Annotated in this window: 21 protein-coding genes; 18 read left to right on the forward strand and 3 right to left on the reverse strand. The window is 48.2% G+C overall.

The features are described from left to right. Positions 1-145: 145 nt before the first annotated feature. From HMPREF0980_RS00485 to HMPREF0980_RS00520, 8 genes are all read left to right on the forward strand, one after another. The gene (locus tag HMPREF0980_RS00485; RefSeq protein ID WP_049727213.1) at positions 146-352 is read left to right on the forward strand and encodes a helix-turn-helix transcriptional regulator; all 207 of its coding nucleotides are present in this window, start codon (positions 146-148) and stop codon (positions 350-352) included. A 2-nt stretch (positions 353-354) separates the two neighbouring features. Continuing rightward, positions 355-804: a hypothetical protein gene (locus tag HMPREF0980_RS00490; RefSeq protein ID WP_049727214.1), complete on the forward strand. Its 450-nt coding sequence runs from the start codon at positions 355-357 to the stop codon at positions 802-804. A gap of 76 nt (positions 805-880) precedes the next feature. Continuing rightward, positions 881-1,654 (forward strand): ABC transporter ATP-binding protein, encoded by a 774-nt coding sequence (locus tag HMPREF0980_RS00495; protein WP_049727215.1) that lies wholly within the window; start codon positions 881-883, stop codon positions 1,652-1,654. Between the two features lies 1 nt (position 1,655). Further along, complete coding sequence (locus HMPREF0980_RS00500) at positions 1,656-2,870, forward strand: ABC transporter permease (RefSeq protein ID WP_049727216.1); 1,215 nt, start codon at positions 1,656-1,658, stop codon at positions 2,868-2,870. 123 nt (positions 2,871-2,993) lie between these two features. Next, positions 2,994-3,236: a YlmC/YmxH family sporulation protein gene (locus HMPREF0980_RS00505; protein ID WP_049727217.1), complete on the forward strand. Its 243-nt coding sequence runs from the start codon at positions 2,994-2,996 to the stop codon at positions 3,234-3,236. An 84-nt stretch (positions 3,237-3,320) separates the two neighbouring features. Further along, entirely contained in the window at positions 3,321-3,773 is a 453-nt protein-coding gene (nrdR, locus tag HMPREF0980_RS00510; RefSeq protein WP_049728268.1) for a transcriptional regulator NrdR, read from the forward strand. A 195-nt stretch (positions 3,774-3,968) separates the two neighbouring features. Continuing rightward, on the forward strand, positions 3,969-4,703 hold the full coding sequence (gene truA, locus HMPREF0980_RS00515; protein WP_049727218.1) for a tRNA pseudouridine(38-40) synthase TruA: 735 nt from the start codon (positions 3,969-3,971) through the stop codon (positions 4,701-4,703). Between the two features lie 38 nt (positions 4,704-4,741). Beyond that, entirely contained in the window at positions 4,742-5,494 is a 753-nt protein-coding gene (locus HMPREF0980_RS00520) for an exodeoxyribonuclease III (RefSeq protein ID WP_049727219.1), read from the forward strand. Here the strand turns inward: HMPREF0980_RS00520 and fabG are convergent. Next, positions 5,491-6,216, reverse strand: a complete 726-nt coding sequence (fabG, locus tag HMPREF0980_RS00525) for a 3-oxoacyl-ACP reductase FabG (RefSeq protein WP_049727220.1) — start codon at positions 6,214-6,216, stop codon at positions 5,491-5,493. The two genes, HMPREF0980_RS00520 and fabG, sit on opposite strands and share 4 nt — an antisense overlap. Before the next feature lie 209 nt (positions 6,217-6,425). On the opposite strand from fabG, the gene HMPREF0980_RS00530 reads away from it, so the two are divergent. Together HMPREF0980_RS00530 and HMPREF0980_RS00535 are read left to right on the forward strand one after the other, a co-directional pair. After that, complete coding sequence (locus HMPREF0980_RS00530; RefSeq protein ID WP_049727221.1) at positions 6,426-10,268, forward strand: efflux RND transporter permease subunit; 3,843 nt, start codon at positions 6,426-6,428, stop codon at positions 10,266-10,268. 21 nt (positions 10,269-10,289) lie between these two features. Further along, a complete protein-coding gene (locus HMPREF0980_RS00535) occupies positions 10,290-10,826 on the forward strand; it encodes an HD domain-containing protein (protein WP_049727222.1) in 537 nt (178 codons plus the stop codon). Between the two features lie 98 nt (positions 10,827-10,924). Here the strand turns inward: HMPREF0980_RS00535 and HMPREF0980_RS00540 are convergent, their stop codons facing one another. Together HMPREF0980_RS00540 and HMPREF0980_RS00545 are read right to left on the reverse strand one after the other, a co-directional pair. Further along, the gene (locus HMPREF0980_RS00540) at positions 10,925-11,314 is read right to left on the reverse strand and encodes a DUF1284 domain-containing protein (RefSeq protein ID WP_049727223.1); all 390 of its coding nucleotides are present in this window, start codon (positions 11,312-11,314) and stop codon (positions 10,925-10,927) included. Next, positions 11,305-11,853 (reverse strand): biotin transporter BioY, encoded by a 549-nt coding sequence (locus HMPREF0980_RS00545; RefSeq protein WP_049727224.1) that lies wholly within the window; start codon positions 11,851-11,853, stop codon positions 11,305-11,307. Before HMPREF0980_RS00545 ends, HMPREF0980_RS00540 begins: the two co-directional genes overlap by 10 nt. 146 nt (positions 11,854-11,999) lie before the next feature. Between HMPREF0980_RS00545 and HMPREF0980_RS00550 the strand changes: the two genes are divergently transcribed. The 8 genes from HMPREF0980_RS00550 (at position 12,000) to HMPREF0980_RS00585 (ending at position 21,512) form a co-directional block, all read left to right on the forward strand. Continuing rightward, positions 12,000-12,623: a MerR family transcriptional regulator gene (locus tag HMPREF0980_RS00550; protein WP_049727225.1), complete on the forward strand. Its 624-nt coding sequence runs from the start codon at positions 12,000-12,002 to the stop codon at positions 12,621-12,623. A 92-nt stretch (positions 12,624-12,715) separates the two neighbouring features. After that, positions 12,716-13,672 carry a DUF1848 domain-containing protein gene (locus tag HMPREF0980_RS00555; RefSeq protein ID WP_049727226.1) on the forward strand — a complete coding sequence of 319 codons (957 nt, stop codon included), beginning with the start codon at positions 12,716-12,718 and terminating at the stop codon, positions 13,670-13,672. A 156-nt stretch (positions 13,673-13,828) separates the two neighbouring features. Then, positions 13,829-14,737: a trans-4-hydroxy-L-proline dehydratase activase gene (locus tag HMPREF0980_RS00560; protein WP_049727227.1), complete on the forward strand. Its 909-nt coding sequence runs from the start codon at positions 13,829-13,831 to the stop codon at positions 14,735-14,737. Between the two features lie 5 nt (positions 14,738-14,742). Then, positions 14,743-17,118: a trans-4-hydroxy-L-proline dehydratase gene (hypD, locus tag HMPREF0980_RS00565; RefSeq protein ID WP_049728269.1), complete on the forward strand. Its 2,376-nt coding sequence runs from the start codon at positions 14,743-14,745 to the stop codon at positions 17,116-17,118. 149 nt (positions 17,119-17,267) lie between these two features. Then, the gene (locus HMPREF0980_RS00570) at positions 17,268-17,537 is read left to right on the forward strand and encodes an acylphosphatase (RefSeq protein ID WP_049728270.1); all 270 of its coding nucleotides are present in this window, start codon (positions 17,268-17,270) and stop codon (positions 17,535-17,537) included. Between the two features lie 108 nt (positions 17,538-17,645). After that, positions 17,646-18,233 carry a TetR/AcrR family transcriptional regulator gene (locus HMPREF0980_RS00575; RefSeq protein WP_049727228.1) on the forward strand — a complete coding sequence of 196 codons (588 nt, stop codon included), beginning with the start codon at positions 17,646-17,648 and terminating at the stop codon, positions 18,231-18,233. A 47-nt stretch (positions 18,234-18,280) separates the two neighbouring features. After that, complete coding sequence (locus HMPREF0980_RS00580; RefSeq protein WP_049727229.1) at positions 18,281-18,973, forward strand: anaerobic ribonucleoside-triphosphate reductase activating protein; 693 nt, start codon at positions 18,281-18,283, stop codon at positions 18,971-18,973. 172 nt (positions 18,974-19,145) lie between these two features. Beyond that, complete coding sequence (locus HMPREF0980_RS00585) at positions 19,146-21,512, forward strand: ribonucleoside triphosphate reductase (RefSeq protein WP_049727230.1); 2,367 nt, start codon at positions 19,146-19,148, stop codon at positions 21,510-21,512. The last annotated feature ends 26 nt before the right edge of the window (positions 21,513-21,538 follow it).

Raw genomic sequence — 21,538 nt, forward strand, 5'->3', positions numbered from 1 at the left:
ACACATTTAACGGGAAGGCGCAGCGCCTTCCCGTTTTAGCGCTTCCGAATAATTAAAATGTAAAATCAACTTGACATATGATGTAAAGCATACTATACTATAAATGTAAAGTGTGCTATACAATAAGAAGGAAGGGACAGATGTTATGAAAACCCGGATACAGGAACTGAGAAAAATGCATAAGCTGTCCCAGGAAGAGCTGGCGATAGCGGTCGGGGTCACACGGCAGACTATCATCTCGCTGGAAAGGGAGAAGTATACAGCTTCGCTCGTGCTGGCGTATAAGATAGCACGGTTCTTTGGAGTGAAGATAGAAGAGGTGTTTGACTTTTCTGATGTGGAGGAGATATAGGTATGGAAGATTACAGGAACAAATTAAAGCGCGGTATTATATTCGAAAGCATATTTGCGGCAGTGTCAGTAGCAGTAATTGTCTTAAGCTATATGAGGGCAAGCACCATGGATGCGTCAGAACATGCGGGGAGTTTTTTTCAAGGATTTCAAGCGGGGATGTTTACCGTGTGGGCGGGAGTGATGCTCTATGGAATATTCGTGTCGGCCAAAGCGCTCAGGAACAGGGAATATCTGCGGAAGCTGTACATCAAAGAGCATGATGAACGGACGCTTGAGATATACACGAAAGGCCAGGCCAAGGCATACAGGCTGTGCCTTATAGCATTCATGACTGCATCGATCATAGCCGGATATTATAATACGACGGTATTTTGTACGCTCATGATTGTCACGGCTTTTTCGGCAGTGTGCGGCGGTATGATGAAAATTATTATGTCCCGTTCATTATAATTTGGTTGACAAATGGAGAAAAAAGAAATATTATTGTATTAGCATAGTAGTACAAAATAATATGAGGAGCGCAGTTATGATTGAGATTAAGAATTTGACAAAAATCTATAAACTGAATAAGAAGCAGATGTTGGAATCCAAGACGAAGAACCCAATGAAGACTGCTGTAGACAATCTGAGCCTGAACGCGCATGAAGGTGAGATATACGGCCTTCTGGGACCTAACGGTGCAGGAAAGACGACGACGCTCAGATGCATTGCAACGTTGATCAAGCCTTCCGAAGGAGAAATCTACGTCAGCGGGCATGAGGTCCAGAAGGAACCTGAAGCGGTAAGGGAAAGTATCGGATTTCTTACAAGTGACATTAAGCTGGATGAACAGTTTGATGTAGATTATATGTTCGGCTTTTTCGGACGCCTGCATAATGTTCCGCAGGATGTGCTGGCAGAACGGAAAGAGGAGCTGTTTACATACTTTGGTATCAAAGATTTTGCCCACAAGCAGATTAAAGAACTTTCTACAGGTATGAAACAAAAGGCGGCGATAGCGGTGAGTCTCGTCCATAACCCGGACATCGTAATCTTCGATGAGCCGACCAACGGGCTTGATATCATTACTGCCAGAAGCGTGACCGACTATCTCAGGAAGCTGAGAGATGACGGGAAGCTAGTCATCGTGTCCACACATATCATGTCAGAGGCGGAGAAGCTGTGTGACCGTATCGGCGTGATAATAGAAGGAAATAAAGTGGCAGAGGGCACGCTCACGGAACTGCTTCAGATGACCGGCACCGATGATCTGGAAGATGCGTTCTTCGAGCTGTATAAGGAAAGAAAGGGGGAACTGTAAGATGAACGGAATCAAGCAGATATTTGGGAAAGAGATGGCCAGAATCTTCAAAGACAAGAAGATGGTGTTTTCCGTATTCTTTCTCCCCGTACTTATCATGATATTGATTATGACCATCGTCAGCGGCCTTGTATCCAACATGGAAGATGATATAGAGTCCCACGAATCCGTGGTATATGTCGCAAACGAGCCTGCCAGCTTTAAAGCCTTCCTCGGTGACAGCAAGCAGGCATTCAAATCCAGGCTCATTGACGGCAGCGGGATGGATAAGGCGAAAAAGGATATCCTCGACGGCAAGGCCGATCTGATTATAGAATTTCCAGATGGATTTGAAGACGCGGTCAGCGATTATGAGGCCGGCAGGCAGATTCCTCAGGTAAAGACATACTATAACCCTTCCGAGGACTACTCTCAGGCGGCATATGATAATATCTCAGGGGGTGTTCTGGAAGCTTACCGGCAGACGCTGCTTGCAGGGCGTGTAGGAGATTTGGCACAGCTCACTGTGTTTACGGTGAATTCAGATAATGAAGATATGATTATACAGGACGATGAGAAAGCCAGCGGCAAGGCGATAGGAATGATGCTTCCGTACTTTATCACAATCCTTCTGTTTGCAGGAGCCATGGGTATCGGAACCGACATGATTGCAGGAGAGAAGGAGAGAGGAACGATGGCGAGCCTGCTCGTTTCCCCGGTCAAGAGAAGTTCTATCGTTCTTGGCAAAGTGTTCTCTCTTATGGCGATCTCCGGGATATCCTCTCTTATATATGTGATTGCGATGGTCGTGTGTGCACCTCTGATGATGAAGTCGATGGTTGGTTCAGGGGCGGACAGCCTGAACATCAACCTGAGTGTACAACAGGTAGTGATGCTCGGCGCGCTGCTTGTGGCGATTGCATTCCTGTATTCCAGCATCATAGCGCTTATCTCGGTATTTGCCAAGTCTACGAAAGAGGCAAGTACATATGTGATGCCAGTGTATATGCTCGTGCTTATTGTAGGGCTCGTTACGATGTTCACGACAGGTGACCCGACACAGACAGACTACTATATACCGCTGTATAACAGTGCGCTTGTGATGAAGGGAATTCTGGGTCAGAACGTGACGATGCTGCAGTATGGCATAACCCTTATCGAGACGCTTGCAATCGGCGGCGTGCTCCTGGGTGTCATCGTCAGGGCCTTCCGGAGTGAAAAGGTAATGAACGTCTGACACTTTACATCTGTCTGCATATACTGTCAATAAGAAGCAGATGCAGACGGAGGGGCCAGGTCCCTTTCGAAAGGGGCCTGGCCCCTTTGTGCATTCTGCACGATTCGGGAGGAAGAACGCTGTATGAGACTGAGTGAGCTTCAGAATAAAGAAGTAATCAATACTTGTGACTGTAAAAGGCTTGGATACGTGGCAGACCTGATAATGGATGACTGCGGATGCCGCGTAGAAGCTATCATTATTCCAAAATCCGGCAAATTCTGTGGATTTTTCGGCGATGGGAGCGAGTACATCATTCCGTGCAAATGCATTAAAAAAATAGGTCCGGATGTCATACTGGTAGAAATTCACGAAGAGACAAAATAAAGGGAAAAACTGGTAATGTTGTTTGACTTCTGCCGAAACAGCAGATATACTATATGTATTACAGAAGAAAGGATTTGGGTCAAGATGAAGTGTCCATACTGCAACCACCTAGATACAAGAGTCATAGATTCCAGGCCGGCGGAGGACGGAAGCTCCATCCGCAGAAGACGCTCCTGCGATGTGTGCGGCAAGCGGTTTACCACATATGAGAAGGTAGAGACTATTCCGCTCATCATCATTAAAAAAGACAACAACAGAGAACAGTATAACCGTAAGAAGATTGAGAACGGTGTCCTTCGCGCGTGTTATAAGCGTCCGGTATCCGCAGATGCGATACAGCAGACTGTGGACTCTATCGAGACGAAAATTTTCAGCCTGGAGGCAAAGGAGATTCCGAGCAGTACGATTGGAGAGATTGTCATGGAAGAGCTCAAAGGGCTGGACGAGGTGGCTTACGTCAGATTTGCTTCCGTGTACAGGGAGTTCAAAGACGTCAATACCTTTATGGATGAGCTGAAAAAAATCCTGGATAATTAGGAATACGTGCAAGAAGGTATTTACGAAATATGTCGTATAGTGTTAGAATAAGGAAGAAGCAAAGGAACATGTTTGCTTCTTCCTTTTTACTGTTTTCCGGGCAGCAACAGTTCAATTAGTATACATAATTATCTCGGAAACAGATGATGATAAGTAGCAGAGAACAGACGTAGATTCAGATTGGGTGAGATGCAGATGAGAACGTATAAATTAACCGTATCATACGACGGGAGCAGATATCAGGGGTGGCAGAGACAGGCCACGACAGATAATACGATACAGTTCGTACTGGAGTGGAGCATAGGAAAACTGGTTGGCTACAGGGTTCATGTAGACGGCTCGGGAAGGACAGATGCCGGTGTACATGCCAGGGGGCAAGTGGTGAGTGTCAAACTGTCCAAACTATATGACCCACAGGAGTTTAAAGATTCTCTGAACAGGTATCTGCCCGAAGATATCAGAATTGTCAAAGCAGAGCTGGTCAAAAACGGGTTCCATGCCCGAAAGAGCGCAAAGGGCAAAAAGTATGAATATTATATTGACTGCCGGGAAAAGCCGGATGTGTTCTCACGCAGATATTGCTACCACTATCCGGAGAAGCTGGACATTGAGGCGATGCGGAGTGCGGTCGAGTATCTCGTCGGCGTGAAGAATTTTACGAGTTTTACGGACGACAAAGACTGCGGGGATCCTATCCGCAGGATTACGAATATCAAGATCGTAAGCACGGGCGATAAGGTCCGCATCACATACTATGGAACGGGATTCCTCTACCATATGGTGAGGATACTGACCGGCACGCTGCTGGAAATCGGAACCGGAAAAAGGGACGCTTCCATGCTTCCCGTCGTGATTGCGGCGGAGGACCGGAGCCTGGCAGGATTTCTTGCCCCGGCAAGAGGCCTGTTCCTGAGAAAAGTATATTATTAAGCTAAGCAAAGACGATTGACATAATTGGAGGATGATAAATGAAGCTAATTTCATGGAATGTAAATGGAATCCGTGCCTGTGTACAGAAAGGGTTCATGGATTTCTTTCAGGAAGCGGATGCAGATATCTTCTGTATCCAGGAAACAAAGATGCAGGAAGGGCAGCTTGAGCTCGATACGCCCGGTTACCACCAGTACTGGAATTACGCAGAGCGGAAGGGATATTCAGGGACTGCCATATTCACGAAAGAGGAGCCGCTGTCTTATTCCTGCGGCATGGGGATAGAAGAACATGATAAGGAAGGCCGGGTCATCACGCTGGAGTATGGGGATTTCTACTTTGTGACGGTGTATACGCCGAATGCCCAGAGCGAACTGGCAAGGCTGCCATACCGTATGCAGTGGGAGGATGCGTTCCTGTCCTATCTCAAGAAGCTGGAAGAGGATAAGCCTGTCATCTTCTGCGGTGACCTGAATGTAGCGGCAGAAGAGATTGACCTTAAGAATCCAAAGACGAACAGGAAGAATGCCGGGTTTACAGATGAAGAGAGGGACAAGTTCCGTAAGATAAAAGAAGCCGGCTTCATCGATACGTTCCGACATTTTTACCCGGATACAGAAGGAATCTACTCATGGTGGTCATATCGCTTCCGGGCGAGAGAGAAAAATGCAGGCTGGCGTATCGACTACTTCTGTGCGTCGGAAAGCCTGGAAGACAGGCTGGAGGACGCGAAGATCCACACGAGTGTCATGGGTTCGGACCATTGCCCGGTAGAGCTGGATCTGCACTAAAAGCCCCCGTCGATGCCTATGATCTGCCCCGTCATATATGACGGGGCAGTTGCTATGTTCCAGAGCATTTCCGCAGCTTCTTCAGGAGTACCGAACCTGCCTGCCGGAATCTCGTCAGCCAGTTCTGCACGTTCTTCGACGCTTAACTGGCTATTCATCTCAGTATCGATGACACCGCACGCCAGAGCATTCACCTGTACGTTGCTTGGCGCCAGTTCCTTTGCCAGAGCCTTTGTGAGTCCATTCACCCCGCTTTTGGATGCCGAATAAGCAGCCTCGCAGGAGGCGCCGTACGTACCCCACATGGATGAGACATTGACGATTGTCCCGCTCTTCCTGCGGACCATGGGAGGGATGGCAGCCCTTGAACAATAGAAGACGGACGACAGGTTCGTCTGTATGACACGGTTCCATTCCTCATCGGTCATATCGCTCAACAGGCCGATGTGAGCACACCCGGCATTGTTGATCAGTACGTCCAGACTGCTGCATCTGCTGTATATAAAGGAGAAGATATTATCGACATCCGCAGAATCCCCCACGTCGCCTGTAACCGTATCGCAGGCTCCGCCTGTTGATATTATTTCTCTTTTTACTTCTTCAAGCGCGTCCGCGGAACACCTGCAGGTGAGAAATACATGATAGTCTCTGGCGGCAAAAAGAAGGGCGGCAGCCTTTCCAATACCTCTGGAAGCACCTGTAATGAGGGCATATTTTGACATTTGGCATATCCTCCTTGTCTCTGCTTACAACAATTCTAAAAAAAATCTTAAATCGTATTTTTCCTGCAATTATTATATACCGGAATCGTTGCTATTTAAACCCTCAAGTGCTATTATTTACGTATCAGCGGTTAGCCCCGTCCTATACGGGGCTCTTGGCAGGGTGCACTTGCCCCTGGCAAGGTGAATACTCAGAAAGAGGGACATCAATGTTATCAAAATTCAGTGTAAAAAGGCCTTATACAGTGGTGGTAGGAGTTGTGTTGATTATCATTCTCGGGATTGTATCATTCGGGAATATGACGGTAGATCTGCTTCCGAGCATGAACCTGCCTTATGCCATCGTAATGACGACATATCCGGGGGCAAGCCCGGAGGAAGTGGAGACGGTTGTTACGAAGCCTGTGGAACAGACGATGGCAACTGTAAGCAACATAAAGAACGTACAATCTGTATCAAATGAAAATGCTTCAACAGTGATTCTCGAATTCGATCAGACAGCCAATATGGACTCTGTCACAATAGAGATGCGGGAAGGACTGGATCAGATCAGCGGCTTCTGGCCGGATGAAGTAACCAATCCCATTATAATGAAACTGAATCCAAGTATGATGCCTGTACTGATTGCGGCAGTCAGTGCCGATGGGGAAGACGCGGCCGAAACGACCCGGATCATCGAAGAGCAGATTCTTCCGGAAGTGGAAAGCGTAGAAGGCGTGGCATCGGTCTCTACTGCAGGCAGCATCGAAGAGACCGTACAGGTTACGGTAAATGAACAGAAGATAGAAGACTTGAATGAAGAAGTCAAGGCGGAATTAGAAAAGAAGATGGATGAGGCGGCCTCGGCCCTCCAGGCGGCCAAGGACCAGGTGGAGACCGGCAAGGCGGCGCTGGCGGCCGGCAAAGCCCAGGCATCTTCCGGTATGGGAGCGGCCGAATCACAGATATCGCAGAAAGCGGAGGAAGTTAAGCAGGCGCAGCTCGAGATTACGGAAAAGATGGCAGAGCTTAACGTGACGGACACTCAGCTGAAGCAGTCACTTGCCACGATACAGTCATCCAAAGCAGCGGCAGAAGCACAGCTGACACAGCTTAAGACGCTGAAGGCAAGCTACGACCAGATGAAAAAGCGTTATGATGAGCTGGACGCGCTGGGTAACGGAGGAAGAACGCAGGCTGAAGAGGCAGAGTTTGCGCAGTTGGGGAATCAGCTGCAGCAAATACAGCCTCAGATTACGAATTATGATACAGCTAAAGCAGCTCTGGAGGCTACGATAACGCAGCTTTCCGAACAGGAGGCGTCACTTCAGGAAGGCCAGGGGCAGGTGACTGCGGGGAAACAGCAGCTGGAAGCAATGCAGAAGCAGGTCAACGACGGCGCTATGTCGCTGGCACAGGCAAGGGGCCAGCTGGCATCCGCCCAGGTGGAGGCGGCGGCAGGCCTTGGAGAAGGAGCTGCTCAGCTTGCGGCAGGAGAAGTGATGATCCAGTCCCAGGAAGCCCAGATGGAGGCGGCCAAAGGGGAAGCATCCGCGAGCGCAGATATTAGCGGCATGCTGAATGCCGATATGGTGAAGACACTGCTGGCGGCAGAAAACTTCAGCATGCCGGCCGGATACGTGACAGAGGAAGGCCTTGACTATCTCATCCGTGTGGGGGATAAGTTCAAAACTATAGAAGATATAAAGAATCTCGTGCTTATCGATATGGAGGGTATAGATCCGGTAAAGCTTACCGATGTGGCCAATGTAGAGCTTGTCAACAACTCAGATGAAACATATGCCAAGATTAACGGGAAGCCTGGCATGATGCTGAGCATCCAGAAACAGACCGGTTATTCTACTGGAGATGTGAGCGACCGTGTGCTTGAGAAGCTGGAAAGCCTTCAGAAAGAGCACAAGGAAATCAAAGCAGTGACTTTGATGGACCAGGGCGTCTATATCGATCTGATTGTCAATTCTGTACTTGAGAACCTGATTTATGGGGCGATACTGGCGATTATCATATTGCTCGTATTTTTGAAGAGCTTCCGTCCTACGTTTGTGATTGCCTGCTCCATACCAATCAGTATCATGACCGCTCTTGTGGCCATGTATTTTTCGGGAGTTACGCTCAATATCATATCTCTGTCGGGACTGGCACTCGGTGTCGGCATGCTTGTAGATAACTCTATCGTGGTTATCGAGAATATCTACAGGATGCGGAACGAAGAGGGGGCTTCGGCCAAGACGGCGGCTATCGAGGGGGCAAGACAGGTGGGAGGGGCTATTACAGCTTCCACGCTTACGACGATATGTGTATTCCTCCCGATTGTATTTACGAGCGGAATTACGAGGCAGCTGTTCGTGGATATGGGACTTACGATTGCATATTCACTGCTTGCCAGCCTCATAGTGGCATTGACTCTCGTGCCGATGATATCTGCCGGGCTGTTAAAGAAGACGGAAGAGAAAGAGTCACGCATGTTCATAAAGATTAAGGACTGGTACGGCAAACTGCTCGCCAGGGCGCTTCACAAGAAGCCGCTTGTGCTCATAGGAGCGCTTGTCCTGTTCGTGGCAAGCGGTGCGCTGGCTATATCGAGAGGGACAGAATTCATGCCTCAGATGGAGAGTACAGAGATCAGCATGACGCTTGAGACGGAGAAGGGGACGAGTCTTGAGGATACGGCGAAAGCAGCGGATAAGGTGATGGACCGAGTCGGAAAACTGAAGGACGTCAAAGATATCGGAGCGATGGTATCTTCCTCTGATATGATGGGGACATCGACAGCCACGAATGTGGTGGAATTTTACGCTATCACGAAGGATAAGCCTTCCCTCTCCAACAATGAGCTGAAAAAGGAGATAGAGAAAGTAACCAAAGGTCTTGGTGGTGAGCTGACAGTCAACATGTCCAATATGGACATGAGCGCGCTTGGCAGCTCAGGAATCAATGTCCAGATTAAAGGCAAGGATCTGGATAAGCTGCAGAAGATTGCAGGTGATATCAAGAGCATGCTGACCGATATCAAAGGGACACAGAATGTAACCGACGGTACGGAAGATAACAAGGAGGAACTCCGTGTTATCGTCGATAAGACAAAGGCGACGGAACACGGACTCACGGTTGCCCAGGTATACCAGAGCCTGAACAAGCGGCTTTCAGAAGCGCAGAGCGCGACATCCCTGTCTGCGGATGCGCAGGATTTTGACATCTATGTGGTAGACGATGCTGATGAAAGCCTGACACGGAAAGATATCAGGGAGCTTACCGTCATGGCTGAAAAGCAGGATGGGACGACAGAAGAAGTGAAGCTTTCCGATATCGCCTCATTTGAGTATGCCTCCGGCCTGCAGGCAATCAGCAGGAAGGACCAGAGCAGGTATATGTCTGTTACCTCAGAAGTAAAAGACGGGGATAATATCGGCCTTGTGAGCAACCGTGTGAACAAGGCGCTCAAATCATACGATGTGCCTGAGGGCTATGAGGTGAAGATGGTCGGAGAAGACGAGACAATCAACGAGTCCATGACAGAACTCTTTAAGATGCTCGGCCTGGCACTTGTATTCATGTACCTCATTATGGTTGCGCAGTTCCAGTCGCTGCGATCTCCGTTCATCGTCATGTTCACCGTGCCGCTTGCTTTTACGGGAGGCCTGCTCGGATTGTGGATTGCAGGAAAAGCAGTGAGCGTTATCGCTATGGTAGGGTTTGTCATGCTGTCTGGAATTATTGTGAATAATGGCATTGTGTTTATAGATTATACGAACCAGCTGATTGCCGGAGGACTTACAAGGCATGAGGCGCTGGTGGAAGCTGGAAGGACGAGGCTCCGTCCGATCGTCATGACGGCGCTGACGACCATTCTAGGCCTGTCTACGCTTGCTGTCGGAGTCGGAATGGGAGCGGATATGGTACAGCCGATGGCAATCGTGACCATCGGAGGGCTGATATACGGAACCATATTAACATTAGTCGTAGTTCCATGTATCTTTGACTTGTTCCACAAAAGGGAAAAGGCAAGGCTTCGCGAGGAAATTGAAGAAGATGCAGAAACTGCAGAACCTTAAGGATGAGAGAGGTACGGTAGTATGATCGACAAAGCGGTTGAATTTGCAACGAGAGCACATGAAGGACAGTTCAGGAAGGGAACGAAACGGCCATATATCGTTCATCCGGTCGAAGTGGGGGATATCGTATCCTCCATGACCGAGGACGAAGAGATTATAAGCGCGGCGGTGCTTCACGATACGATTGAAGACTGTGCCGGCGTCACGGAGGAAGTGCTTGCCAGGGAATTTGGCGCCAGGGTTGCCGTTATGGTTGCCCAGGAAAGCGAGGATAAGACGAAGACATGGGTAGAGCGGAAAGGGGCCACCATCCGGCACATCGGGAGGTCTCCGGTGGAGGTCCAGATGATAGGGCTTGCCGATAAGCTGTCGAATATGAGGGATATAGACAGAGATTATCCAGTAGAGGGTGAAAATCTGTGGAACAGGTTCCGCATGAAGGATAAAGAGATGATAGGATGGTACTATAAAGGAATCCGGGATGCATTGGAAGAAAGTTTCCGAGGCGTGGAGGCATATGAAGAATACTGCAGGCTCGTAGAAAAGAATTTTGGATAACAGGCTGCCCGGCTAAAGGGATAGAGGAAAGAAGCAGGCCGGAACTTACACGTAAGAGGTAAGTTCCGGCCTGTTTTTACAGCGGTGTCTTTTGAACGTTATTTTATTCCGGTTATCTTTTCCCGGCAGGCGCTTACCGGATACCAGCTGCAGCCACAGCATATATCCGCCAGCATGTCCGGCGTGGTATGCCGACGTATGTATGAAGCCAGTTCCTGATAGATGTATGTCTTTTCTTCCAGACCGTAATATTCGGCCGCCTTCCTGTCAAAACGCTTTACTTTTTCATTATCCCGGCACAGGTCGGTATCCAGCATGTCCGGGCAGCAGGAACATAAGTCATCCGTGGAAAAGACGAGTTCGATGGGAGTCTTGTCCTCTGTGCGCAGCCGACGAACAATGGCATCCATGTTCTTTACAAACGCTTCGCTGTAGCCTCTGCCCGAGTATCCCTGCGTACAGAGCAGATGGTGTGGTCTCAGACGCATGCGGCGCTCACCAGCCTTCTGTGGATTCTAAATCCTATGATGGTAGCCAGAGCTGCTTTTATAACCGCTGTCGGTATAAACGGAAGCACGCAGGCAGTGAATGCAGCCCATATGCTGCTGCCGGTTACGAGGCAGAACATCACGATACCGCCGATATAATTGATGACCGTGCCGAGGATAAGGCAGGATATAAAGCCCATGTTGACACGCCGGAACTTTTCTGCTCCATAGCCTATGATATATGCCATAATAGGAAATGACAGAAGAAATCCTCCGGTCGGCCCAATAAGATATTGATATCCGCCTGCGAAGCCGGCCAGGACAGGTACTCCGGCGGCGCCAAGCAGTACATAGACAAGGGCGGCAGCAGCTCCCTTTTTGGAACCTAGTATGACAGCCGCTAGCGTAATCGCAAATGTCTGCATCGTCATCGGGACGCCTGCAGGCATCGGTATGGATATCTGCGCCATAATCGCAATTACTGCAGTGCACAGCCCGATGGTGCAGATGGCTTGTACAGATAATTTTGAATGATTCATGACAGCCTCCTGTGGAATTCGTATGTATGCAGTATATCCGAAACCGTATAAAATGTCAACCAAATAAATAATATAGTTAACATTGCGCGGAAATGTTGACATTCAAGTTACTTTAAGGTGTTTAATAACAGTAAGGAGGAATGGAATTGACCATCAAAGAAGTTGAACAACTGGTAGATATGAAAAAAGCGAATATCCGTTATTATGAAGAGGAAGGCCTTCTCGCTCCGGGAAGAAATAAAGAAAATAATTATCGGGAATACAGCATGCATGACGTGGAAGATCTGAAGAAGATAAAGTTCCTGCGGGTGCTCGGCGTTCCGGTAAAAGATATCAGAAAGGTAAAGGAAGGCAAAGTGACGGTATCCGAGGTTATCGGAGCAAGGAAATCAGCGCTTCAGCAAGAGATGGCTGAGCTGTCTGAGGCAAGGGACCTGTGTGACGAGCTGATACAGCGGAATGACACCTTTGATAATCTGGATGTGACTCTAATGGATATGCAGAATGAATTCTTTAAAATGAGAGGAGTGAAAATTATGAGACTGGATAAAGTCTATCGTTTGGAAAAGTATCGGAACATGTGCAACAGAACCTGGCAGATGATCTTCCTGATTTATTACCCTGCCATGCTGTCTTTAAAGTTCGTGTTACATTATGAGCTGCCGTTCTGGATAACCCTGCCGATGACGGTTTGTGCACTTGCCGCCGCAGCCGCGGTCGGAGCGTTCGATTATAAGATTGCACATTATAAAGCAGAGATTACAAAATAGAATCTGCATGCTGAGAAGAATGGAAACGTTCTCCCTTTGACAACTTTATTTTTTCAGTATATTATTGAATCAAGGGAGTCAGGAGAGCAGAGATGATTATCAGCGCGAGCAGAAGAACCGATATCCCCGCATGCTATCCAGAGTGGTTTGTCAACCGACTGAAGGCCGGGGAGATATTAGTGCCAAACCCATATAACAGGAAGAAGATCAGCCGTATCGCCATATCACCGGATACGGTTGATTGTATTGTGTTCTGGACGAAGAATCCGGAGCCGCTCCTGCCGAAGCTCAAAGAGATCGACCAGCTCGGATACCGGTATTATTTTCAGATGACCGTTACGGATTACGGAAAGGATATGGAGGAGAACTTACCTTCGACGGAAGAATCGATGGCAACCTTCGTGCTGCTGAGCGAGCGCCTTGGGAGACAACGGGTTGACTGGAGGTTCGATCCGATTATATTGAACGGGGCATATACGCTCGGCTATCATCTGGAAAAGTTTGAGATGATGTGTGAATGGCTGCACAAGTATACGGACCGGTGTATCATCAGTTTCGTGGATGCTTACAGAGGTAATCCCTACCCGGAATTAGAGGAAGATGAGATGATTTCTGTAGCGGAAGGGCTTGCTGGGATTGCCGGGAAGTATAAGCTCCCTCTCTATACATGTGCAGAGAAAGTGAATCTGGAGCGTTACGGCATACGGCACGGCGCCTGCATCGACAAAGAGAAGATCAGGGACATTATCGGCTATAAGCTGGATCTGAAAAAGGACAAGGGACAGAGGAGAGAATGTGGCTGTGCAGAAAGCATTGATATCGGGATGTATGATACCTGCGTCAACGGATGCGCATATTGCTACGCGACGGGAGGAACCCAGAGCGCCAGAAAGAAGAAGGAACAACATGATTCTGCATCGCCCCTTCTGATTGGACGGCTTCGGGGAGATGAGACAATCGTGGAACGTAAGGTGCAGTCTGGCAGAGACATGCAGATATCGCTGTTTGACTATGCGCTCGGAATCGGTTCGGCAGATGGGCTATTGTAAGAAGTGCACAAAAATGCAATATATAATATATTGATTTTCATGAAATGGATAGCAGTTCCTTGATAAATTCTTGACAAGGAACTGTTTTTTTGCTATGTTTAGACTAAAGTACAAACGTTAGTCTAAAAGCAAAAGAACAACGTGTGAGGTGAAGAGATGAGTTTGATAACAAGCATCCAGAAGTATTCTATTCATGACGGTGACGGGATACGGACGACAGTTTTTTTTAAAGGGTGTCTGCTGAAATGTCTGTGGTGCCATAATCCGGAGACGCAGTGCTTTAAGCCTGAGCTTCTCTGCGACAGGGAAAGGTGTGCAGGCTGCGGCAGCTGTGCTTCGGTCTGTCCCCAGAAGGCGGTGAAAGCAGAGGGTGGCAAGATGGTTACTGACCAGAAGCTCTGCACGGGCTGTGGTACATGTGTAGATTACTGTAACCTGAATCTGCGGGAAGTGGCCGGAAAAGAGTACACCATCAGCGAGCTGATCAAGGAGCTTAAGAAAGATGAGATGTTCTACGAAGAATCCGGCGGGGGAGTTACGCTGTCTGGCGGCGAGGTTATGATGGCCGACATGGATTATGTGGAAGAACTTGCGATGCGGCTTAATAAGATGGGGATTTCGGTAACGATTGATACGTGCGGACAGGCGCCGTGTGAGAATTTCGAGAGGCTGCTGCCGTATGTAGATACATTTTTGTATGATATCAAGACGATGGATAATGACGTACATAAAAAGTACATGGGTATGGGGAACGAGCAGATTCTAGAGAATCTGGAATACATAAGCGGCAAGGGTGCCCGCATATATATCCGCATTCCGGTAGTCAGGGAAGTAAACGGCTCAAAAGAGGATATGGACGCGATTATAGGCTATCTCAAGGAAAAGCAGATCAGGGTGGCCAACGTGAACCTTCTCCCGTATCACAACACCGGTTCGGGAAAGTATGAAAAGCTTGGACTGACGTATAAGGGGACGGACCTTCATGCACCGTCAAACGAAGAGATGGAACAGTTTGTAACGCTGTTTAAAGAATCAGGTTTCCACAACGTAAAAATAGGAGGTTAATGAAGATGGAAGAAAGAGGAATGAACGAACGTATCAAGAAACTCAGAAAGCTCAGCCTGGACACTCCGGCACATATTGACATGGAGCGTGCCGAGAGCATGACTAAGACGTATGAGGCTTATGAAGGCGCTCTGTCTGTCCCGGAACTCCGCGCGCAGGTGCTGAAAGACTACTTTGCGTCTAAGACGCTATACATAGGCGAGGGCGAGCTGATCGTCGGCGAGAAGGGCGACTCCCCGCAGGCATCCCCTACATTTCCGGAGCTGTGCTGCCACACGATGGAAGATATGCATGTCATGAATGACCGTGAACTCATAAGCTTCAAGGTAAAGGAAGAAGATTTTGAGAAGCAGGAAAAGGTGATGATTCCGTTCTGGGATAAGAGATGCATCCGGAACAAGATTCTAAGACAGATGACGCCAGAGTGGAAGAAGGCGTATGAGGCGGGACTGTTTACAGAATTTATGGAACAGCGGGGACCAGGACATACGGTCGGCTCTGTGAAGATATATGAAAAAGGATTCCTTGACTATAAAGAAGATATCCAGGCGGCAATCGACAAGCTGGACTTCTTCAATGACCCGGAGGCGTTAGATAAGAAGAACGAGCTGGAGGGCATGAAGATTGCCTGCGATGCTATCATGATTCTCGGGGAGAGATATGCCGCCTATGCGAGAGAGCTGGCAGAAAAAGAGGAGGATCCAAAGCGAAAAGAAGAGCTGCATCAGATTGCGGCCAACTGTGATGTCGTACCGGCACATAAGCCGGAGACATACTGGCAGGCAATCCAGATGTACTGGTTCGTACATCTGGGCGTAACGAGCGAGCTGAACCCGTGGGACGCATACAGCCCGGGCCGCCTTGACCAGCACCTGAATCCTTTCTATGAAAAAGATGTAGAAGCAGGAACGCTGGATGATGAGAAGGCGCTGGAGCTGCTGGAGTGCCTGTGGGTCAAATTCAACAACCAGCCCGCGCCGCCGAAGGTAGGCATCACGCTTAAGGAGAGCAGCACATATACGGACTTTGCAAACCTTAACACGGGCGGTATCGCTCCGAACGGAGAGAACGGCGTAAATAATGTAAGCTATCTCATACTCGACTGTATGGATGAGATGAAGCTTTTGCAGCCAAGCTCTAACGTACAGATCAGCAGGAAGACGCCACAGAAGTTCTTGAAGCGTGCCTGTGAGATATCACGTAAGGGATGGGGACAGCCGGCGTTCTACAATACGGAAGCTATCGTCCAGGAACTGCTCAATGCCGGCAAGTCGCTGGAAGATGCAAGACGCGGAGGAACGAGCGGATGTGTAGAGACAGGGGCATTCGGAAATGAAGCCTATATCCTCACCGGATACTTCAACATTCCGAAGATATTCGAGCTGACGCTGAACAACGGCTATGACAAAGTAAGCGGACAGCAGCTCGGGCTTGAGCTTGGATATGCTGCGGATTTCAAGACATACGAAGAGTTATATGATGCATTTAAAAAGCAGATGAAATATTTTATTGATATCAAAGTGCAGGGAAGCAATGTCATTGAGAAGATATATGCAGAAAACATGCCTGTTCCATTCCTATCCATCATCACCAACGACTGTATCTCAAAAGGCAAGGATTATAACGGCGGCGGTGCAAGGTACAACACAAAATATCTGCAGGGCGTAGGAATCGGTACGATTACGGACTGCCTGGCATCTGTGAAGTACAACGTATATGAAAAGAAGACATTTACGATGGATGAGCTGATGCAGGCGCTGGAAGACAACTTCGAGGGGCACGACAGGATCTGGAATATCGTATGCAACAAGACGCCGAAATACGGCAATGACGACGACTATGCGGACAGCATCATGAAGGATGTATTCGAATACTACAGAAGCCAGGTGACAGGACGGCCGAATATGCTTGGAGGCATGTACCGCATCAACATGCTTCCTACCACATGCCACGTATACTTTGGAGATGTCATGATGGCAAGCCCGAACGGACGTCTGGCCCACAAGCCGGTATCCGAAGGGATTTCCCCGGAGAAAGGTGCTGATACGAACGGGCCGACATCCGTTGTAAAATCATGTGCCAAGATGGATCATCTGCAGACAGGCGGAACACTTCTGAACCAGAAATTCACGCCGAGCGTAGTTGCAGGCGAGGAAGGCCTGGACCAGATGGCTAATCTCGTGCGTACGTACTTCAATATGGACGGCCACCATATCCAGTTCAACGTTATAGACAAAGAGACGCTGATACAGGCTCAGAAGCATCCGGAAGACTACAAAGACCTGATAGTGCGTGTGGCAGGTTACAGTGACCACTTCAGAAACCTGAGCAAGGCGCTGCAGGACGAGATAATCGAGAGGACCGAACAGAGCTTCAACTAAATGGTTGGGGACAGGGTGAAATGCGGCTGGGGACGGAGGTTTTTAAAAAAACCTCCGTCCCCAGCCGCGTTTCACCCTGTCCCTAATTGATTTTATCTTCAAAAGAGTCTACAATAGTGTGGAAAACGAATGTGGAAAGTGGGGATAAGATGGCAGAAATCCGAAAGCGGTATGTGTTCCGCGGCAGAGTCCAGGGCGTGGGGTTCCGCTACACCGCCAAATATCTTGCAAGGTCTCTTCAGCTGACAGGATGGGTGCAGAATGAGTGGGACGGGACCGTTACGATGGAAGTGCAGGGACGAGAGACGCTGATCAACAAGTTGCTGACAGGCATTAACAATAACAGCTTTATCGAGATAGAATGGATAGAATCAGAAGACATCCCGCTGGAACGGGAGTCTGCCTTCGAGTCGAGATGAGCACTTGTACCAATCTGGCAAAAAGTAGTTATCCAAACATACGCTTTTATGATAGAATGTACTATATGATAGACGTATTACCGACACGAAGAGAGAAAGAGGGACGACATGGGGAAAAGCGAAGACAAGAAAGGCGTAAAGAACAGAATCGTATCGGCAGCGTGGCAGCTGTTCCACGACAAAGGATACAATGGGACTACCGTAGATGATATCATAGAACTTTCAGGCACATCGAAAGGTTCTTTCTATTATTATTTCAACACGAAGGATGAACTGCTCAATACATTGGCGTTTATCCTGGATGATTACTATGAGGAGCTGGAGCAGAGCATGGACGCCGGCATGAACAGCTATAGGAAGCTTTTGTATCTGAATGCTGAGATGCATGCCATGATGGAGGAGAAGATAAGCCTTGACCTGCTTGCGTCACTTTACTCCACGCAGCTGGTGGCAGAAGGGCAGGTGCATCTGCTGGACAGCAACCGCAAATACTATAAGCTCATAACGAAGCTGGTAGAAGAAGGGCAGAAGCGGGGGCAGATACGTACCGATAAGACAGTGAGAGAGATTGTAAAATACTATGCCATGTGCGAGCGGGCACTCGTATCCGACTGGTGCCTTAACAAAGGCAGCTATTCTCTTACGCAGTACAGCAAAGAATGCATGCCGGTCATGATGGAGCACTTTAAAGCATAAAATGTCAGAGACAGTATGGAAATACGTTCAGGAAAAGAGGAAGAGATATGGTGATTCAGGGTTTACAGAAACTTACACTTTTGGATTATCCGGGAAAAGTGGCCTGTACGATATTTACGGCAGGATGTAATTTCCGGTGCCCTTTCTGCCACAACGCTTCACTTGTAGTGGACACTTATAAGAACGCGGAAATCAAGCTGGAAGATATAACTGCATTCCTGAAAAAGCGTATGGGAGTTCTGGACGGGGTATGCGTGTCTGGAGGAGAACCGCTGATTCAGTCTGATATAGAGACATTCCTGCGTCGGATAAAGGAGATGGGCTATGCAGTAAAGCTCGATACGAACGGAAGCTTTCCGGATAAGCTCAAGAAGCTTGTGGACGAAAAGCTTGTGGATTATGTAGCTATGGATATTAAAAATTCCCAGGAGAGCTACGGGAAGACAATAGGCATCCAGGACTATGACATACGGAACATACACCGGAGCGTCCAATATCTGCTGAGTGATGCCGTACCATATGAATTCCGCACGACTGTCGTTCTTGAGTTTCATCAGCGTTCAGACTTTGAGTCCATAGGCAGATGGATCAAAGGGGCACAGCGGTATTACCTTCAGCAGTTCGAGGATTCTGGTGATTTGATTCGGGAAGGGCTGCATGGATACAACAAGGAGATTATGGAACAGGCGCTCGAAGTGGTGAGCAAGTACGTACAAACCGCGGAAATACGTGGGTTATAGCAAAACTATACAATAACAACATGTTGTGAAAGAACGAAATTTGTGCACAATATGTTGTTATTTTTATTGACTGCCACACAAGAAGAGTGGTAAGATAAAAGAACCGAACAAATGAAGATGGAAGTTCATATAAAGGACAGAAGAAAAAAAGAATAAGTGGGGAGGCTCTATCATGTATCAAGTAACAAAAAGAGACGGTCAGATAGCTAAATTTGACATCACAAAGATCAGCGAGGCAATCAGAAGGGCATTTACAGCCCAGGAAAAAGAGTATAACCAGGATATCATCGATCTGCTGGCGCTGAAAGTTACCGCTGATTTTGAACCGAAGATAAAGAATTCGCTCGTTCAGGTGGAGGATATCCAGGACAGCGTCGAGGCAGTCCTTATCAAAGCGGGATATGCAGATGTGGCAAAAGGCTATATCCTGTACAGGAAACAGAGAGAGAAGATACGTAATCTGAATTCTACGATGCTCGATTACAGAGAGATTGTAGACAGCTACGTTAAGGTTACAGACTGGCGGGTAAAGGAGAATTCCACAGTCACATATTCGGTCGGAGGGCTTATCTTAAGCAATTCAGGGGCCATTACCGCCAATTACTGGCTGTCTGAGATCTACGATGATGAGATTGGACAGGCACACAGGGACGCCGATATCCACATCCATGATTTGTCTATGCTTACGGGCTACTGTGCAGGCTGGTCGCTGAAGCAGCTCATCCAGGAGGGGCTTGGCGGAATACCGGGAAAGATATCCTCATCGCCGGCAAAGCATCTGAGCGTGCTCTGTAACCAGATGGTCAATTTTCTCGGCATCATGCAGAACGAGTGGGCAGGGGCACAGGCATTCTCCTCGTTTGACACATATCTGGCGCCGTTTGTGAAAGTAGATAACCTGCAGTATGAAGACGTGAAGAAATGTATCGAGTCGTTTATCTACGGTGTAAACACACCGTCCCGGTGGGGGACACAGGCGCCGTTTTCCAATATCACGCTCGACTGGACCGTGCCGAATGACCTGGTCAACATGCCGGCTATCGTCGGCGGCAAAGAGATGGAGTTCACATACGGCGAGTGTAAGAAAGAGATGGACATGGTCAACAAGGCGTTTATCCAGATTATGATCGAGGGAGATGCCCACGGACGCGGATTCCAGTATCCGATTCCGACCTATTCCATCACAAGCGATTTCGACTGGTCTGAGACAGAGAACAATAAGCTGCTCTTTGAGATGACGGCCAAATATGGGACGCCTTATTTCTCTAACTATATCAACAGTGATATGGAGCCGAGCGATGTTCGGAGCATGTGCTGCAGGCTGCGTCTGGATCTGAGAGAGCTTAGGAAGAAATCAGGGGGCTTCTTTGGCAGCGGTGAAAGCACCGGTTCTGTCGGTGTCGTAACGATTAACATGCCGAGAATCGCTTACCAGTCTGCGAACGAAGAAGAATTTTTCACACGGCTTGATAAGATGATGGATATCGCTGCGCGCTCTCTTCATGTAAAGCGTACCGTTATTACGAAGCTTCTCGATGAAGGGCTGTATCCGTATACAAAGAGATACCTTGGCACATTTGACAACCATTTTTCAACTATCGGTCTGATAGGCATGAATGAAGCGGGCGTGAACGCAAAGTGGATTGGAAAGGATATGACGCATGTGGAGACGCAGGAGTTCTCCAAGAAAGTGCTGAATCACATGAGGGAGAGGCTGTCAGGTTATCAGGAGGAGTACGGTGAGCTTTATAACCTGGAAGCGACGCCGGCAGAATCCACGACTTATAGATTTGCCAAGCATGATGTGGCACAGTTCCAGGACATCATCACGGCGGCAGAAGGAGATGGAACGCCCTATTATACGAACAGTTCCAACCTGCCTGTTGGATATACGGAGGATATATTTGAAGCGCTTGATATCCAGGATGAGCTTCAGACATTATATACGTCCGGAACAGTGTTCCACGCATTTCTCGGGGAAAAGCTTCCTGGCTGGAAGTCTGCGGCTTCGCTCGTTAAGAAGATAGCAGAGAATTACAAGCTTCCTTATTATACGATGTCTCCAACCTATTCTATCTGTAAGAACCATGGATATATCAACGGAGAAGAATACAGATGTCCGGAATGCGGCGAGACGACGGAAGTATACAGCAGAATCACCGGATATTACCGTCCGGTGCAGAACTGGAATGACGGGAAGTCGCAGGAGTTCAAAGACAGGAAGGTTTATGACTTGAATCGTTCTAACCTGCATATTACGTCAAAATCAGGGGAAGATATTGTTGAAGTGCCAGAGCACGCGGCGGAAGAACCGCAGAAGATTCTCTTCACTACAAAGACTTGCCCGAACTGTACAATGGCGAAGTCAATGCTGGAAAAGGCGCATATAGACTATGTGCTTGTAGATGCAGAAGAACATGCGGACCTTGTTCAAAAATATGGTGTTAAGCAGGCGCCTACACTTATTGTCATAGACGAGAATGGTGTAGAGAAGCTGGCAAATGCATCAAACATTAAAAAGTATACAGAGGGGCATTGATTCGAAGTACCCTCATGAGGAGGTAG

It is taken from the genome of Dorea sp. D27, assembly GCF_001185345.1.
GTDB lineage: Bacteria > Bacillota > Clostridia > Lachnospirales > Lachnospiraceae > Extibacter.

Coding starts and splice junctions, on each gene's coding strand:
- HMPREF0980_RS00485 (WP_049727213.1), top strand. CDS start 146: ATGAAAACCCGGATACAGGAACTGAGAAAAATGCATAAGCTGTCCCAG.
- HMPREF0980_RS00490 (WP_049727214.1), top strand. CDS start 355: ATGGAAGATTACAGGAACAAATTAAAGCGCGGTATTATATTCGAAAGC.
- HMPREF0980_RS00495 (WP_049727215.1), top strand. CDS start 881: ATGATTGAGATTAAGAATTTGACAAAAATCTATAAACTGAATAAGAAG.
- HMPREF0980_RS00500 (WP_049727216.1), top strand. CDS start 1,656: ATGAACGGAATCAAGCAGATATTTGGGAAAGAGATGGCCAGAATCTTC.
- HMPREF0980_RS00505 (WP_049727217.1), top strand. CDS start 2,994: ATGAGACTGAGTGAGCTTCAGAATAAAGAAGTAATCAATACTTGTGAC.
- nrdR (WP_049728268.1), top strand. CDS start 3,321: ATGAAGTGTCCATACTGCAACCACCTAGATACAAGAGTCATAGATTCC.
- truA (WP_049727218.1), top strand. CDS start 3,969: ATGAGAACGTATAAATTAACCGTATCATACGACGGGAGCAGATATCAG.
- HMPREF0980_RS00520 (WP_049727219.1), top strand. CDS start 4,742: ATGAAGCTAATTTCATGGAATGTAAATGGAATCCGTGCCTGTGTACAG.
- fabG (WP_049727220.1), bottom strand. CDS start 6,216: ATGTCAAAATATGCCCTCATTACAGGTGCTTCCAGAGGTATTGGAAAG.
- HMPREF0980_RS00530 (WP_049727221.1), top strand. CDS start 6,426: ATGTTATCAAAATTCAGTGTAAAAAGGCCTTATACAGTGGTGGTAGGA.
- HMPREF0980_RS00535 (WP_049727222.1), top strand. CDS start 10,290: ATGATCGACAAAGCGGTTGAATTTGCAACGAGAGCACATGAAGGACAG.
- HMPREF0980_RS00540 (WP_049727223.1), bottom strand. CDS start 11,314: ATGCGTCTGAGACCACACCATCTGCTCTGTACGCAGGGATACTCGGGC.
- HMPREF0980_RS00545 (WP_049727224.1), bottom strand. CDS start 11,853: ATGAATCATTCAAAATTATCTGTACAAGCCATCTGCACCATCGGGCTG.
- HMPREF0980_RS00555 (WP_049727226.1), top strand. CDS start 12,716: ATGATTATCAGCGCGAGCAGAAGAACCGATATCCCCGCATGCTATCCA.
- HMPREF0980_RS00560 (WP_049727227.1), top strand. CDS start 13,829: ATGAGTTTGATAACAAGCATCCAGAAGTATTCTATTCATGACGGTGAC.
- hypD (WP_049728269.1), top strand. CDS start 14,743: ATGGAAGAAAGAGGAATGAACGAACGTATCAAGAAACTCAGAAAGCTC.
- HMPREF0980_RS00570 (WP_049728270.1), top strand. CDS start 17,268: ATGGCAGAAATCCGAAAGCGGTATGTGTTCCGCGGCAGAGTCCAGGGC.
- HMPREF0980_RS00575 (WP_049727228.1), top strand. CDS start 17,646: ATGGGGAAAAGCGAAGACAAGAAAGGCGTAAAGAACAGAATCGTATCG.
- HMPREF0980_RS00580 (WP_049727229.1), top strand. CDS start 18,281: ATGGTGATTCAGGGTTTACAGAAACTTACACTTTTGGATTATCCGGGA.
- HMPREF0980_RS00585 (WP_049727230.1), top strand. CDS start 19,146: ATGTATCAAGTAACAAAAAGAGACGGTCAGATAGCTAAATTTGACATC.